Origin of the sequence: Paractinoplanes polyasparticus, assembly GCF_019710575.1 — a bacterium.
GTDB classification, from domain to species: Bacteria; Actinomycetota; Actinomycetes; order Mycobacteriales; family Micromonosporaceae; genus Actinoplanes; species Actinoplanes polyasparticus.
Window position 1 is genome coordinate 69,581 of the sequence record NZ_JAHWFK010000004.1, and the last position, 14,067, is coordinate 83,647.

The 14,067-nt window shown below is 72.5% G+C and carries 13 protein-coding genes; 4 read left to right on the forward strand and 9 right to left on the reverse strand.

Annotated features, from left to right (window positions below):
- Positions 1 to 28: 28 nt before the first annotated feature.
- From KXC43_RS06240 to KXC43_RS06250, 3 genes are all read right to left on the reverse strand, one after another.
- The gene (locus tag KXC43_RS06240) at positions 29 to 805 is read right to left on the reverse strand and encodes a SigB/SigF/SigG family RNA polymerase sigma factor (protein ID WP_221374974.1); all 777 of its coding nucleotides are present in this window, start codon (positions 803 to 805) and stop codon (positions 29 to 31) included.
- A 225-nt stretch (positions 806 to 1,030) separates the two neighbouring features.
- Positions 1,031 to 2,689 (reverse strand): putative bifunctional diguanylate cyclase/phosphodiesterase, encoded by a 1,659-nt coding sequence (locus KXC43_RS06245; RefSeq protein ID WP_221374975.1) that lies wholly within the window; start codon positions 2,687 to 2,689, stop codon positions 1,031 to 1,033.
- Positions 2,686 to 3,504: an SAM-dependent methyltransferase gene (locus tag KXC43_RS06250; protein ID WP_221374976.1), complete on the reverse strand. Its 819-nt coding sequence runs from the start codon at positions 3,502 to 3,504 to the stop codon at positions 2,686 to 2,688. Before KXC43_RS06250 ends, KXC43_RS06245 begins: the two co-directional genes overlap by 4 nt.
- Before the next feature lie 103 nt (positions 3,505 to 3,607).
- On the opposite strand from KXC43_RS06250, the gene KXC43_RS06255 reads away from it, so the two are divergent.
- Positions 3,608 to 4,264, forward strand: a complete 657-nt coding sequence (locus KXC43_RS06255) for a hypothetical protein (protein WP_221374977.1) — start codon at positions 3,608 to 3,610, stop codon at positions 4,262 to 4,264.
- Here the strand turns inward: KXC43_RS06255 and lhgD are convergent.
- The 4 genes from lhgD to KXC43_RS06275 are packed head-to-tail and all read right to left on the reverse strand — an operon-like array spanning position 4,247 to position 8,579.
- The gene (lhgD, locus tag KXC43_RS06260) at positions 4,247 to 5,443 is read right to left on the reverse strand and encodes an L-2-hydroxyglutarate dehydrogenase (RefSeq protein ID WP_221374978.1); all 1,197 of its coding nucleotides are present in this window, start codon (positions 5,441 to 5,443) and stop codon (positions 4,247 to 4,249) included. The genes KXC43_RS06255 and lhgD overlap by 18 nt on opposite strands.
- Before the next feature lie 26 nt (positions 5,444 to 5,469).
- Complete coding sequence (locus tag KXC43_RS06265; protein ID WP_308128980.1) at positions 5,470 to 7,419, reverse strand: ATP-binding protein; 1,950 nt, start codon at positions 7,417 to 7,419, stop codon at positions 5,470 to 5,472.
- Between the two features lie 7 nt (positions 7,420 to 7,426).
- On the reverse strand, positions 7,427 to 8,077 hold the full coding sequence (locus KXC43_RS06270; RefSeq protein WP_221374979.1) for a 4'-phosphopantetheinyl transferase family protein: 651 nt from the start codon (positions 8,075 to 8,077) through the stop codon (positions 7,427 to 7,429).
- Positions 8,067 to 8,579 (reverse strand): GNAT family N-acetyltransferase, encoded by a 513-nt coding sequence (locus KXC43_RS06275; RefSeq protein ID WP_308128981.1) that lies wholly within the window; start codon positions 8,577 to 8,579, stop codon positions 8,067 to 8,069. The genes KXC43_RS06270 and KXC43_RS06275 overlap by 11 nt, the downstream gene beginning before the upstream one ends.
- A 311-nt stretch (positions 8,580 to 8,890) precedes the next feature.
- Here KXC43_RS06275 and KXC43_RS06280 point away from each other — a divergent pair, with 311 nt between their 5' ends.
- The gene (locus KXC43_RS06280) at positions 8,891 to 9,262 is read left to right on the forward strand and encodes a VOC family protein (RefSeq protein WP_221374981.1); all 372 of its coding nucleotides are present in this window, start codon (positions 8,891 to 8,893) and stop codon (positions 9,260 to 9,262) included.
- A gap of 7 nt (positions 9,263 to 9,269) precedes the next feature.
- Here KXC43_RS06280 and KXC43_RS06285 read toward each other — a convergent pair whose 3' ends face one another.
- Complete coding sequence (locus KXC43_RS06285; RefSeq protein WP_221374982.1) at positions 9,270 to 10,190, reverse strand: S66 peptidase family protein; 921 nt, start codon at positions 10,188 to 10,190, stop codon at positions 9,270 to 9,272.
- An 88-nt stretch (positions 10,191 to 10,278) separates the two neighbouring features.
- On the opposite strand from KXC43_RS06285, the gene KXC43_RS06290 reads away from it, so the two are divergent.
- Positions 10,279 to 11,508 (forward strand): cellulose binding domain-containing protein, encoded by a 1,230-nt coding sequence (locus KXC43_RS06290; RefSeq protein WP_221374983.1) that lies wholly within the window; start codon positions 10,279 to 10,281, stop codon positions 11,506 to 11,508.
- A 954-nt stretch (positions 11,509 to 12,462) separates the two neighbouring features.
- Here KXC43_RS06290 and KXC43_RS06295 read toward each other — a convergent pair.
- Positions 12,463 to 13,047, reverse strand: a complete 585-nt coding sequence (locus KXC43_RS06295) for a MarR family winged helix-turn-helix transcriptional regulator (protein WP_255643616.1) — start codon at positions 13,045 to 13,047, stop codon at positions 12,463 to 12,465.
- Between the two features lie 220 nt (positions 13,048 to 13,267).
- Between KXC43_RS06295 and KXC43_RS06300 the strand changes: the two genes are divergently transcribed.
- Positions 13,268 to 14,047, forward strand: coding sequence for a hypothetical protein (locus KXC43_RS06300; protein WP_221374984.1), 780 nt, complete (start codon positions 13,268 to 13,270; stop codon positions 14,045 to 14,047).
- Positions 14,048 to 14,067: the final 20 nt, after the last annotated feature.

The window sequence follows — 14,067 nt, forward strand, 5'->3', positions numbered from 1 at the left end:
GAGTTTCCGGCGCCGACCCCTGAAGCGGTCAGCCGGCGGCCAGCTGGTTGCGCAGCTTGGCCAGCGCCTGGGCGATGATCCGGGAAACATGCATCTGGGAGACGCCGACCTGCTCGGCGATCTCCGTCTGGGTCAGGTTGCCGTAGAAACGCAGGGTGATGATGCGCTGCTCACGCCGGCTCAACTGCGTCATCGCGGGGCCGAGCGCGATCCGGGCCTCGGCCAGCTCGAACTCGTGGTCCTCGCTGCCCAGGGTCTCCCCCAGCTCGAGGCTGCCGTCCGGACCGGCCGGCGTCGACAACGACGTGGCCGAGTACGCACGGCCACCCTCGAGGCCTTCGAGCACTTCCTCCTCGGTGACCTGCAGGTGAGCGGCGATGTCCGCGACGGTCGGGGAACGGCCGAGGGTCTGCGTGAGCGCGCTGTTGGCCGCGGTGATGGCCAGCCGCATCTCCTGCAGACGACGCGGCACCCGGATCGACCAGGTGCGGTCACGGAAGTGCCGCTTGATCTCCCCGACGATCGTCGGGATGGCGTAGCCCGCGAAGTCCACGCCGAAATCGGGGTCGAACCGGTCGACGGCCTTCAGCAGGCCCACCGTCGCGGTCTGGAACAGATCGTCGATGTGCTCGCCGCGGTTGGCGTAACGCTGGGCGAGATGGCGTGCCAGCGGCAGCCACGCCTCGACCGTGCGGTCCCGGAGCTCGGGCCGGGACGGATGGTCGGCCGGCAGGGCGGCCAAGGCGGTGATGAGTTCGGCGGCGTCGCCCGTGCGCTGAGCTCTCGTCTGTGCGGTTGTGGTCATGGTGGTCCTTCACTTCACAGCTGAGCTGCCGGACGTCCCCACCACTGACGCGCAAACTCCGGGCCGGACCGGTGCGCGTCATCCGTCGCTCAACGATGCGACACTAGCTCACCGGCTGACGACCGACCAACCGAAAGCACTACTTTCATTGTCGTCCGTTAAGTACCGGGTGCCCGCTGCCCCACACGTGGGAGTCCGGAATGTCGGCCCGGGCGCGTTCAGGCACTATCGGTTGTCTGTCCGATCACTCCCTGCGAAGGAGACGCTGTGCGCGAGCTCGGGTCGCGGACGGCCCAGGTGGTAGCCCTGACCGTGGTCGCAACCGAGCTCGCGCAGCAGCCGCTCCTGTTCCGCGGTCTCGATGCCCTCGGCGGTGACGGTCATACTCAGGGCGTGGCAGGTGTCGATGATGTGGCCGAGCACGTCGCGGCGCCGGGTGTCGCGCAGGAACTCGCCGGCCAGCTTGGCCTCGGTGAACGGCAGCGTGGTGAGGACGGCCAGGCTGGAGTAGCCGGTGCCGAAGTCGTCGAGCGCCAGGCGGATGCCGAGCGCGGCCAGGCCGGCCAGCGCCGGGCGGTGGCGCAGCGTCTCGGCCGTCTCGGTGATCTCGAGCTGGAGGCGGGTGGCCGGCAGGCCGGTGCGGTGCAGGATGTCGGCCACCGAGGCGACCAGGCCCGGGTCGCGCAGCTGCACCGGTGAGAGGTTGACGCTGATCAGCAGGCCGGGCTCGGCGGCGCCTCGGCGGCAGGCCAGTTCGAGCAGGTGGCGGCCGAGCGGACGGATCAGGCCGGTGCGTTCGGCGACCGGGATGAACTGCAGCGGCATGACGAGTCCGTCGCCGGGCCGCGACCAGCGGGCCAGGGCCTCGACGCCGATCACCGCCCGGTCGGCCAGGCGCACCAGAGGCTGGTAGTGCAGGGTGAACTCGCCGCGGGTGAGGGCGGCGGGCATCTCGGCCGCGAGGTGATGGCGGCGGCGCTCCTCGTCGGCGCGGGCCGGGTCGAACAGGGCCGGGCCGAAGCCGTCCTGCCGGGCCCAGCGCAGCGCGAGCCGGGCGTCGTGCAGCCAGCCGTCGGGGTCGGAGCCCACCGTCGGGCGTTCGACCAGGCCGGCGTGGGCGGTGACGTGCAGGTCGTGACCGTCGATCGGGAACGGGGCGTCGAGCAGCCGGAGAGCCTGGTCGGCCACCTTGATCAGGTCGTCGGGCCCGGTCGTGCCGGGCATCAGGACGGCGAACACGTCGGCCGAGAGGTGGGCCAGGATGCCCAGCGGCCGCAACCGCCGGGCGATCGACGTCAGCAGCCGGGCGCCCCGGTCGTCGCCGAGAGTGTCGGCCAGCTCGTCGAGGCGGTCGAGGCCGAGCAGCAGCAGTCCACTGCGGCCACCGCCGAGATCGGCCAGGGTCTTGCGCAGGTGCTGCTCGTTGGGCAGGCCGGTGTCGGGGCGGTGGAGCAGAGCCTGCTGGAGGCGCCGCTGCAGGTCGAGCTGGACGGCGCGCCAATGGATCTTTTCCGAGCGGTTCATTTCTTCGGCGGCCCGCACAGCGAGGTCGCGTTGGGCGGCCACGAAGCCTACGACCAGGCTTTCCAATAGGGCGAGGACGCGTTGGCGCTCGCGGTCGCCGTCGAGCAGTGCGGGCAACCGCCCGGCGAGCAGATGGACGGTCGTGCCGAGCACCGGCGGCGCGGACATGCGCAGGTCGACCAGCTCGGCCCCGATCCGGCGGCCGGGCGCGGGGTCGAAGGGCTCGGCGCGGACCGCGGCCACGAACTCTTCGAGCAGATCCTCGAGCGCGGAACGCGCCCGAGCCCGGACGCCCGGGACGAACCCCGCCGCGACCACCCCGCGCAACCAGTCGTCGGTCAGCGCGGCGTACGAGGTCATGACCGCTTCCGCGCGATCGCCACCAGCGCCGTGGGCTGCGGCGGGTCGCCGGCCTCGTCGGGGTCGGGATGCCACTCGGCCGAGCCGACCACGCCCGGCGGCAGCAGCTCGAACTCGTCGCCGATGAGCGCGGCGATCTGCTCGCGGTTGCGGATGACGACGGGGGTCGGCGTCTTCTCGTAGAGCCGGCGGGCCTGTTCCTGCGCCTCGCGGCCCGCGGGCGTCGCGGCCGGGCCGAGGTGCGAGATGACGAGGTGGCTGCCGGAGACCAGCGGTTCGCCGAGCCGGCGCAGGATGCCGGCCGGGTCGGCCGAATCGGGCACGAAATGCAGCACGGCCACGGTGAGCACGGCCACCGGCTCGGAGAAGTCGAACAGGTCGAGCACGTCGGGGTGGTACAGGATGTCGTCGGGCTTGCGCAGGTCACCCTGGATCACCCGGGCGTACGGGTTGCCCGCGAGCAGGCTGCGGCTCTGTTGCACGGCGATCGGGTCGATGTCGACGTACATGACCCGGGCCTCGGGGTCGGCCTCCTGAGCGACCTCGTGCACGTTGCCGAGCGTGGGAATGCCCGAGCCGATGTCCAGGAACTGGCGGACGCCGAGCCCGGTCAGCCGCCGCACGGCCCGGCCCAGGAAGGCACGGTTGGCCCGCGCCACGAGCCGCGCGTCGGGAAACATCTTCTCGGCCCGATGCCAGAACTCGCGGTCGACGGCGAAGTTGTGCACCCCGCCCAGCGCGTAGTCGTACACGCGCGACGCGTCGGGCACGGTGATGTCGACGCCTTCCGGCACCCATCCGTACGATTCGGTCATTTGAGTCCCCTCCCACGCGGGCAGCAAACAGCCTACTGCCCAAAGTGGAGGCACGCTCGGCCCTGCCCGCTCGGCCCGGCACGGAGAATGCCAGACTGCAGGGATGATCGACGCCGACACCAACGCGGCGGTCCGCAACAACGCGGACTGGTGCGCCGCGGTCCTGCGCTCCCACGGACTCGGCTACACCTTCGAGCCGCGGGCGTGGCGCAGCGCGGGCCCCACACCGCCGTACTACCCGGAAGCGATCACGTTGCGCCCCGGCGCCACCGTGGCCGACGTGCTGCCCGCGAAGGCCGTCAAGGACAGCTTCGCCACGCTCGATCTGGCGCCGCACGGCTACACGGAGCTGTTCGCCGCCGAGTGGATCCATCGGCCGGCGACGCCCGCCACCGGCGACGCCGAGCGCGTCACCACCGCCGACGCCCTGGCCGAGTGGCAGCGGGCCTGGCACGGCCGCGACGACGAGCCGCCGGACGTCTTCCGCCCGGCCCTGCTGGCCGACCCGTCGGTGTCCATCATGGCCGTCCGCGACGGCGGCGCGCTGATCGGCGGCTTCGCGTTCAACCGCACCGGCGCGGTGGCCGGCGTCTCCAATCTCTTCGCAGCCGTCCCGGCCGGCCTGCCTCGCGTGTGGGCGGCCACGGCGTGCGGGGTGCCGCTCGTCGGTTACGAGACCGGGGCCGATCTCGACCACGCCCGGGCGGCCGGCTTCCGCACGGCCGGACCGTTGCGGGTCTGGCTACGCCTCGAATCCTGACGCGTCGGCCACGTATTCGGCGATCGCCAGGCTGGAGGTCGCCGCGGGCGAGGGCGCGTTGCGCACGGCGGTCACGGCGCCCAGGCGGTGGATGCGGAAGTCGTCGACGAGGCTGCCGTCCCGGTCGAGCGCCTGGGCCCGTACGCCGGAACCCGCCCGCACGACGTCGGCCGCGACGATCTCGGGCACATAGCGGCGGGCCGCCTTCATGTAGGCGCGCTTGGAGACCGACCCGTACATCTCGCGCACGCCGGTCTGCCAGTGCTTGGCGGCCATCCGCCACATGCCCGGCCAGCCCGCTATCCCGGCCAGGTCGCGCGCCGACACGTCGGCTCGGCGGTAGCCCTCGCGCGCGGTGGCCAGCACGGCATTCGGCCCCACCTCGAGCTCACCGTTGACCCGGCGGGTGAAGTGCACGCCCAGGAACGGGTAGCGTGGGTCGGGGACCGGATAGATCATGCCCCGCACCAGGCCCGCCTTCGGCGGGCGGACCTTCATGTACTCGCCGCGGAACGGCACGATGCGCGGGGCGGCGGCGTCCCCGGCCAGCCGGGCCACCCGGTCGCTGTGGATTCCGGCGCAGATGATCAGGCGGTCCACCGGCACCTGATCCGACGCCGACGACACGACCAGCCGGCTGCCTTCGGTGATGCCGGTGACCCGGAAGCCGAACCGCACTTCACCGCCGGCGGCGACCACGTCGCCGGCGAACGCCCGCGCTATCCCGGGGAAATCGGTGATCGCGGTGTGCGGCGAGTGCAGCGCGGCCAGCCCGGTGGCGTGCGGCTCGACCTCGCGGATCCCGTCCGGGCCGACCCGGCGCAGACCGCGCACCTGGTTGCTCTCGGCCCGGGCGGCCAGCGCGTCGAGCCGGGCCACGTCCCCGGTGGTGACGGCGACGACCAGCTTGCCGCATTCCTCGTACGCGATGCCGCGCTCGGCGCAGTACTCCCGCAGCATGGCCCCGCCCCGGGTGCACAGGCGGGCCTTGAGGCTGCCCGGGGTGTAATAGATGCCGGCGTGCACCACCCCGGAGTTGTGCCCGGTCTGGTGGGCCGCGACGCGGTCCTCCTTCTCGAACAAGACCACCCGTGTGCCGGGCCGGCGCCGCGTCACTTCACGCGCGACGGCCAGCCCGACAATGCCCGCGCCGACGACCCCGACGACCTCATCCGCCATGCATGAGGGTCTACACCAACGTCGCGTCAGACCGCCGACCGGGTACGCCCGGCCAGCGCGTCGTGCACCTCGTGCAGCATGTCCTGGGCGGTGAACGGCTTCTCGACGAACGGCGCCCGCGGGTCGAGCGCCCCGGTCACGTCGAGCATCCCGCTGCTGTAGCCCGACATGAACACCACTGGCAGTCCGGGTTGCCGCTCCCGAAGCAGTTCGGCCAGCCGGGGCCCGGTCATGTCGGGCATCACCACGTCGGTGACCACGACGTCGACGTCCCGGTCGCCGATCACCACCAGCGCCTCGGGTCCGGTGGCGGCCGCGATGACCTGGTAGCCGGCCCCGGTCAGGATGCGGGTGGCCGCTCGCAGCAGCGGGGGCTCGTGCTCGACGACCACGACCGTGCGGCCGTCCCCGGGCGGCGGTTGCTCGCGGTGCTCGGGCGGCGCGGGCGCGGCCACCAGCGGCAGATAGATGCGGAACGTCGTGCCGACGCCGGGCTCGGAGTAGACGGCGATCGAGCCGCCGGCCTCGCTGACGATCCCGTACGCGGTGGACAGCCCCAGGCCGGCGCCTTGCCCGGGCCGGGTGGTGAAGAACGGCTCGAACACGCGCTCGGCGACCTCGGGCGCCATGCCGGTTCCGGTGTCGCTGACCAGCAGCCGGGCGTACGTGCCGGGTGGCAGCGCGGGTTGCGGCCCCCGGGCGTCGGCCGAGATCTCGGCGGTGTTGGCCTCGAGCACCAGCGTGCCGCCCTCGGGCATGGCGTCCCGCGCGTTCGCGGCCAGGATCCGGAGCACCTGCTGGAGCTGCGCGGGGTCGGCGTGCACGGGGAGCGGCCCGGACGCGGGCCGGCCGACGATGGTGATCACGTCCCCCGCGACGGCCGCGAACGCCTCACGGGCCTCGGCCAGCGCGACGTTGAGGTCGAGGTCCTGCGGCTGGGCGCGGTCGCCCCGGGTGAACGTGAGCAGCTGCCGGGTCAGGCCCATGGCACGGTCGGCCGCCGCCCGCACGTGCTGAAGATCCTGCTGCACACCCGGCTTGTCCGCGGTGTCCTCGATCGCGAACTCGGTGTAGTTCACGATGATGGCCAGGATGTTGTTGAAGTCGTGGGCCATCCCGCCGGCCAGGTTGCCCAGGCTCTGCATCCGCTGCGCCTGATGGGCCTGCTCATCGGCGACCCGGCGCCGGTCGGCCGCCTCCTTGAGCGCGCTGATCTCACGTGCGGTGATCGACGCGCCGGTGACCGCGCCGGCCGCGTCCTTGATCGGCGTGACGTTGATCGACAGTTCGAGCGGCGAGCCGTTGCGGTGCACCCGCCGCGCCTCGTAGTGGATGCGCGGCTCGCCGTGCCGGATGCGGGCGATCACCGCCGTCTGATCGGCGACAGCGCCGGCGTCCCCCGAGAAGATGGACATCGGCTGGCCGATCACCGCGCCCGCGCTGAAGCCGAACAGCCGCTCGGCGCCCCGGTTCCAGGCGGTGACCCGGCCATCGAGGTTCACGCCGACGATCGCGTCGTCGGTGTGCTCGACCACCGCGGCCAGGAAGCCACGATGCTTCTCGGCGGCGTTGCGGGCCGCCAGCTCGCGGGCGTCGGCCTCGGCCAGGCGGTGCTGCTCGCCGGGCGAGCTGTAGATCGTGCCGCCCTGGAGCAGCACCTTGTAACTGCGGCGCAGCGTCCAGTAGTAGATGCCGACGGCCGCCGTGAGGGCGTCCCAGACCGCCGACGGCCAGATCCAGCCGCCGCCGAGGTGGCCGCCGGGGTGGCCGCCGGGATGGTCGAGATCGCGGATCGCCATGAACGCGTGCAACCCGTGCCCCACCGAGCACGTGAAGAAGATCATCGCGGTCGCCACGCCCAGCTTGTTGATCCACAGCTGGCGCGCACGGGCAACCGGCACGATGATCGCCAGCATGATCGCGGCGTAGGCGAGCATGATCACCAGGTTGCCGAGAAGATAGACCTGTTCCGGCACGATCGTCCTATCGGCCGCTCCGGGCCTCAGCTGAGGGCATGACGATCGCCGCGACCAGTAAGTTGTGCTCCGCCCGCCAGCGACCCCGGAATCCGCTCACCGGCCCGTCGACCAGCAGCCGCACGGTGAACGAGCCGTCCGGGCGCAGGTCGGCGTCGGCCTCGGTGAAGTCGAGCCAGCGCTGCGTGAGCGGGAACCACGCCTTGTAGACGGCCTCCTTCACGCAGAACAGCAGCCTCTCCCAGGCCACCCCATCGGGCGCCAGCCGGGCGAGCCGGTCACGCTCGGCGGGCAGCGAAATTTCGCCCAGTACGCCTTCCGGCAGCGGTTCGTCGGGCTCGGCATCGACCCCGATGGTCGCCACCCGGTCGCTCCGCCCCACCACGGCCGCCGCGTAGCCCGGGCAGTGCGTGATCGACCCGACGATGCCGGGCGGCCACCCGGGCGCTCCACGTTCCCCCATCAGGATCGGCGCCCGCGCCACGCCGAGCTGGGCCAGCGCCCGCCGCGCGCACCACCGTCCGGTGGCGAACTCGCGGCGGCGCTTCTCGACGGCCCGCGCGACCAGTGCCTCCTCCTGCGGGAAGAGGTCGCTCGGGGCGTGGTCGAACCGCTCGGCCCAGCCGGTGCGGCCGACCGGCAGGACCTCAGTGATCATGTTGAGCAGTCTGCCCCCGCAGATCGCGCACGTGCAAAGCGGCCCGCTTGTGGCCGAGATCGCTGATGCTCAGCAACCGGAAACCGGCGCTCAGGAACATGCGGCGGGCCATGGCGTGGCGCTCGTCGGGGTCGGCCAGCAACCGCCGGCAGCACGGGTCGGCGCGGGCCAGGCCCTCGGCGATCGCGACCACCATGGTCCGGCCCGCGCCCCGGCCGGTGCGCTCCTGGTCGCCGATCGCCAGGTGCACCCCCAGGTCGTGCGGGTCGGTGTCGTAGTGCAGGCCGACCACGTCGCGCGGCGTCCGGTAGATCTCGACGTAGGCGAAGGGCTGTCCCTCGTACGAAATGAGAAGTGGCCTCGAGCAGTCGCCGGCGAGCTGCCGGGCCAGCGCTTCCGCCCACCGGCCGGGCGACCACGCCTGCTCCCAGAAACGCTCGACGTGCGGCTCACCCATCCATCGGCTGACCAGCCCGGCGTCCTCGTCGCCGGCGGTCAGCACACGGACGCTCCAGGGTGGCGACAGAACGGGAACCGGCGGAGGTCCGGCCGCAGCGGGACCCGCCGTCACCTCACGCGACGACACGCTCAGCTTCCGGCCTCGGCGGCTTCCGGGATCGTCGGCAGGACGTTCCCGATGATGAGCTGCGGCGGCGGTACGGCGAATGGCACGGATCGAGCCTCACGTTCGAAATTAGGTGAGGCTCAGCTTAGCGATGATCGCGGGCGGGGCAAGGCGGGCACGGCCGCGTCCACCCGTCGCCGCTCTTCCGGCTGGGAAAAGTGTCGTACCCCGCGCGCAGAATGCCGGGCATGACTGAGCAGACGACGCACCAGCACCACACCATCGACTACGTCGAGATCACGGTCGGCGATGTCGCGGCGGCCAAGCGCTTCTACGCCGAGGCGTTCGGCTGGCAGTTCAACGACTACGGGCCGGAGTACGCCGGCATCCGGCGGGCCGGCAGCGCCGAGGGCGAGGTGGGCGGCCTCCGCGCCGGCGAGCCGGTCGGCGTCGGCGGGCCTCTCGTGCTGCTGTTCTCGTCCGACCTCGAGGCTTCCGTCGAGGCCGTCGGGGCCGCGGGCGGCCGGGTTGTCGAGGGCCCCTACGAGTTCCCCGGCGGCCGCCGTTTCCAGTTCACCGACCCCAGCGGCAACGAACTCGGCGTCTGGGCCGAGAAATAGCGGACGGTCAGGTGACGGCCGGCTCCACCACGAGGGTTCCCGCGGTGGCGTCGAGGCGGGCGGGGACGCCCAGGCCGACGGCGACCTGCTCGGCGCCGTGACCGATCGACAGGCCACCGAGCACGGGCACGCCCAGTGAGGTCAGCTGCTCGCGCAGCACGTCGATGACGGGAGGGTAGTTCGGGTTGGTGTCGACGCAGTTGGTGAACTGACCCAGGGCGACTCCGCGCAGGCCGGTGAGCCAGCCGGCGCGGCGCAGGTGAACCAGCATGCGGTCGACGCGGTAGGGCTCCTCCTCGACGTCCTCCAGCAGCAGGATCGCGCCGTCGAGGTCCAGGGCGTGCGGAGTGCCGACCGTGCCGGCGAGCATGGCCAGGTTGCCGCCGAGCAGCGTGCCGCCGGCAACGCCGTCGACACGCACGGCGTAGGTGGGCTCGTCGGCGGTGGCGGTGACCGTGACCGGCTCGTCCGAGGTGACCGCACGCCGGGCGGCCCTGACGGTCAGGGACGCCGGACCGCGGTCGAACTGGCCCGCCGTCGGACCGTGCACGGTGGCCAGCGCGGCCTCCCGCCACAGCGCCGCGTGCAGCGCCGTGACGTCGGAGAAGCCCATCACCACCTTGGGGTCGGCACGCACGGCGGCGAAGTCGACCCGGTCGACGATCCGCTGCATGCCGTAACCGCCGCGCAGGCAGAAGACGCCGCGGACGGCGGGGTCCCGCAGCGCGTCGTTCAGGTCGGCCAGGCGCTCGTCGTCACGGCCGGCGAAGAACGCGTGCCGCCCACTTGCGTGCGCGCCCAGCCGCACGCGCAGTCCCCAGCTCTCCAGGGCCGAGACGGTGGCGGCGATGCGGCCCGCCTCGCTCGCCCCGGACGGCGACACGAGCGCGACCAGGTCGCCCTCGGCCAGTCGGGTCGCTCTGATCATGAGCGGCAGCCTACCCAGACCGGCGCAAACAGCGGTGACCCATCGGTAGGCGTTGACAATCATCAATGCGTAATGGACGGTCGGCTCCATGGGGACCCCGATCCGCACGCTGTTCGCCGCTGCTGTCACCACCGCGGCCCTGGCCACCGCCTCAACCGGCCCGGCCACCGCGACCGCCGCCGCGCCCGCCCCTCACCTGAACACAGCAGGAGTGGCCGCCGCGACCGCCGTCGCGCCCGCCCCTCACCTGAACACAGCAGGAGTGGCCGCCGCGACCGCCTTCGCGCCCGCCCCGCGCCCGAACACAGCCGGACTGGCCGCCGCGGATCGGGGCGCCGCGCAGCCGGAGGCGGTGCCGTCGACGCCTGCCCCGCCGACGCCGACGAACGGCCAGGCGCCGTTCCCGCCGGCGGACTTCCGCGTCACCGGGATCACGCCGACCTCGGTCACCCTGTCCTGGACGGCGTCGCATCCCGGATCGAGCCCGGTCGACAGCTACGCCGTCAACTACCACCAGGCGTTCAACGACCTCTACTGGTCGCAGTCGGTCGGCAACGTCACCACGGTCACCATCACCGCGAGCATCCGCCCGGCCCACCAGTACAGCTTCTATGTGCTGGCCCGCGGCGCCGACGGCCGCATCTCCACCTCGCCACCGGCAGTCGTGGTCGTCACGCCGGCCGGCACGACGGGTGACACCACACCGCCCTCGGCCCCGACCGGCCTCCGGATCGCCGGGGTGACTGCGGACGGCTTCGCCCTCGACTGGGAGCCGTCCACCGACAACACCGCCGTGGCGGGCTACGACGTCTACTTCTTCGACGGCTGGTTCACCTCGACGATCGTCGGCACGACCACCGCGACCGAGTTCGCCGCCCCGCTCACCAGCGGCGGCACCAGCCTGCGGGCCTACTACGTGCGGGCCCGGGATGCGGCCGGCAACGTCTCGATCGCCTCGAACCCCGTCACCCCGACCGTCACCACCCCGACCCCGCCGCCGGCGCGGACGTGTCGGGTCACCTACACCACCACCGCGGAGTGGCCCGGCGGCTTCGCAGCCGAGGTGACCATCACCAACACCGGCCCGGCCGCCGTCGACGGCTGGACGCTCGCCTTCCCCACCGGCGGCGACCAGCGCGTCGCATCCTCCTGGAACGCCACCTTCGCCCAGTCCGGCCGCAACGTCACCGTGACCGCCGCCCGCTGGAACACCCGAATCGCCTCCGGCGGCAGCGTCACCGCGGGCCTCCTCGGCCGCTGGACCACCAGCAACGCCGCCCCGACGGCCTTCACACTGAACAGCGCCCCCTGCGACTGATCCACGCCACCAGCACTGGCCCGCAGACCTCACCCTGACAGCGTTTCTGCCACTCATCGGCACCACCCGCACCGCCACCCCGCGACTCCACGCAGAAGCAGCGCCCCCTGCGCTCATGGGCACCACCCGCACCGCCACCCCGCAACTCCACGCAGAAACGCGCTCATCGGCGCCACCAGCAGCGCCGCCCCACCGGCCCCGAGCCGGGACGGCGCCCCGTGCCATTCATCGGCACCACCAGCAACGCCGCCCCGCCAACCTCAGCCTGAACAGCGCCCCTGGCACTCATCGGCGCGACCAGCACCCCCACCCCGCCAGCCACAGCCTGAACAGCGACCCCTGGCACTCATCGGCGCCACCATGATGCCGCCCCGACGGCCTGCACATCGAACGCCTCCCGGCGACTGATCCGCGCCATCAGCACCGCCGACCTTCACCCTGAACGGATCCACGCCAGTAGCACCGCGTCAAGCCGAGCCGACCGGCCTACCTCGGTGCTACCGGGTTGGCGGCGTTGAGTAGCGGGTGCTTGTGAGGCTTGCGCGTCGAGGAGCTACTACCGTCGGCCCGACCGGCCGGATCTCCCGACGACCGGCCGCCGACCGAGCCGGTCGACTTTGTCCACCCCGGCCCGTGCCCGCAGCGGCCACCGGGACCCGACGGCGTCGAACGCGCGTGACGATGGACGTTCGCAGGCTGGACCGTCCCGGTCGGAGCCGGCGACGGTGCTGGACCAAACCGGCCGCGTTCACTGCTCATCGGACGTCCGGCAGGCTCTTCCGACGACCGCCCGCCGACCGAGCCGGTCGACTTGTCCGTTCTGGCCCGGGCCGCAGCGGTCACCGGGACAGACAACGCCGAGCGCGGCCCGACGATGGACCTTTCCACGCTGGACCGTCCTGGGTCGAACCCGCGATCGTGCCGGCTCGACGCCCGCCGCGCCGCGCTGACCGTTCACCGGGAAGCTTCGATCACCAGCTTGCGCAGCAGGTCGGCCAGGGTGCGACGTTCGTCCGGGTCGAGTGTGGCCAGCAGTGCTGCCTCGCCCTGATTCTCCGTGACCGCATGGCGTTCGAACGCGGCGTCGCCCGCTGCGGTAAGCCGCACTCGCACCCGGCGGCGGTCGTGGCCCGGCTCCGCGTCGCGCTCGATCAGGCCCGCTCGCTCCAGCGGGCCCAGTCGCGCCGACAGCGCGCCCCGGGTCAGGCCCAGACGGTCCGCCAGTTCCGACGGGCTCGCCACATAGGGGGAACCGCCCCGCCGCAACGCCAGCAGGATTTTGAACTGCCCGTGCTCCAAACCGCCGCCGGCGAGCGCCGCCCGCCGAGCCTGGGTGAGATGCCGTCCCAGCACCGCCAACCGGACGATGATCGCCTCCTGCACCGGATCCAGCCACGGCAGTTCGTCACCCCAGGCGTCGATGTGCCGGTCTGCCGAATCCCGCTCGTGGCCGCCGATCCCCTCATCCCCACCCACCGCCACACGCTCCCTTCGCCACGCCATCGGCTTCGTCGCGGGCGGCACACCCGCGCCGGACATCGAGCCACCGGCCCACGGTCGCCCACGCCCACATCGCCGCACCGCTACCAATCCACCCGTCGAGGACCACCGCCACGAACCGCTGTGTGGCCACAGGCCGGTCGCAGGCCCGTCGCACGCCGGTCGCAGACCGTCCACAGACCCGTCGCAGGCCCGTCGCAGGCCCATCGCCAAAAGTAGTTTTCTTGTGGATAGTTTTTTGCATTACTACCGTCGCGGCATGACGCTACTCGATGAAATCCCGGACGCGGCACGGGAACTGGCGCGGGCCGGGCGCGGCATGCGCGCCCTGCGACTGCTCGACGCCGGCGACGCGGACAACCCTCGGATCGCCCTGGCCGCGGCTGAGGTGGCGATGGAACTCGACATGCGAACGGGCACCAGCGAGGCGGGCGCACGACTGACCATCGCCGAGCGGATCTGCGGGCCGGACTGGGATGTGCGATTCCTGCGCCTGCGCTTCGATTACTTCGCGCAGCTCTTGGCCGGCGGTGAGTTCGCGTTCGGACCGGACGGCAAGGATCCGGCGCTGCTGGCCGAGCTGGACCAGCGGGCCGGAACATTGGCGGCTGACGCCCCCGACGCGGTTCGTGCCGGGTGGGCCCACATGTACCACGGCCTCATCCTCGACAACCTGCTCGCCGACCGCGCCGCAGCGCCACCGCACTACGCGATCGCGTTGCGCGCCGGCGAAACCGGCGGCGACGACCCGCTGACCTGGGAAGCGCTGCGGCACCTGGGCGATCACGACCGTGATGGCGGTGACCTCACCCGGGCCCGCGAACGCTGGGAACGGGCCACGGCCCTGGCCGCCGGCTCGGGCGCTGTCGGCGCCACACTCGCCCAGCAGATGCTGCTGGCCGTCATGGCCCGCGACACCGGCGACGAGGCCGGATCCGTTGCCCTGGCCCGAGAGATCTCCCGCTGGTCCTCCGCGACCGGCGCCGTCCGCCTGCACCGGCAGGCCGAGACGTTCCTGGCCGGTCGAGCGGTGGCCTGAGAACCCACGCCACAGCCGCC

Coding starts and splice junctions, on each gene's coding strand:
- KXC43_RS06240 (WP_221374974.1), bottom strand. CDS start 805: ATGACCACAACCGCACAGACGAGAGCTCAGCGCACGGGCGACGCCGCC.
- KXC43_RS06245 (WP_221374975.1), bottom strand. CDS start 2,689: ATGACCTCGTACGCCGCGCTGACCGACGACTGGTTGCGCGGGGTGGTC.
- KXC43_RS06250 (WP_221374976.1), bottom strand. CDS start 3,504: ATGACCGAATCGTACGGATGGGTGCCGGAAGGCGTCGACATCACCGTG.
- KXC43_RS06255 (WP_221374977.1), top strand. CDS start 3,608: ATGATCGACGCCGACACCAACGCGGCGGTCCGCAACAACGCGGACTGG.
- lhgD (WP_221374978.1), bottom strand. CDS start 5,443: ATGGCGGATGAGGTCGTCGGGGTCGTCGGCGCGGGCATTGTCGGGCTG.
- KXC43_RS06270 (WP_221374979.1), bottom strand. CDS start 8,077: ATGATCACTGAGGTCCTGCCGGTCGGCCGCACCGGCTGGGCCGAGCGG.
- KXC43_RS06280 (WP_221374981.1), top strand. CDS start 8,891: ATGACTGAGCAGACGACGCACCAGCACCACACCATCGACTACGTCGAG.
- KXC43_RS06285 (WP_221374982.1), bottom strand. CDS start 10,190: ATGATCAGAGCGACCCGACTGGCCGAGGGCGACCTGGTCGCGCTCGTG.
- KXC43_RS06290 (WP_221374983.1), top strand. CDS start 10,279: ATGGGGACCCCGATCCGCACGCTGTTCGCCGCTGCTGTCACCACCGCG.
- KXC43_RS06295 (WP_255643616.1), bottom strand. CDS start 13,047: ATGTCCGGCGCGGGTGTGCCGCCCGCGACGAAGCCGATGGCGTGGCGA.
- KXC43_RS06300 (WP_221374984.1), top strand. CDS start 13,268: ATGACGCTACTCGATGAAATCCCGGACGCGGCACGGGAACTGGCGCGG.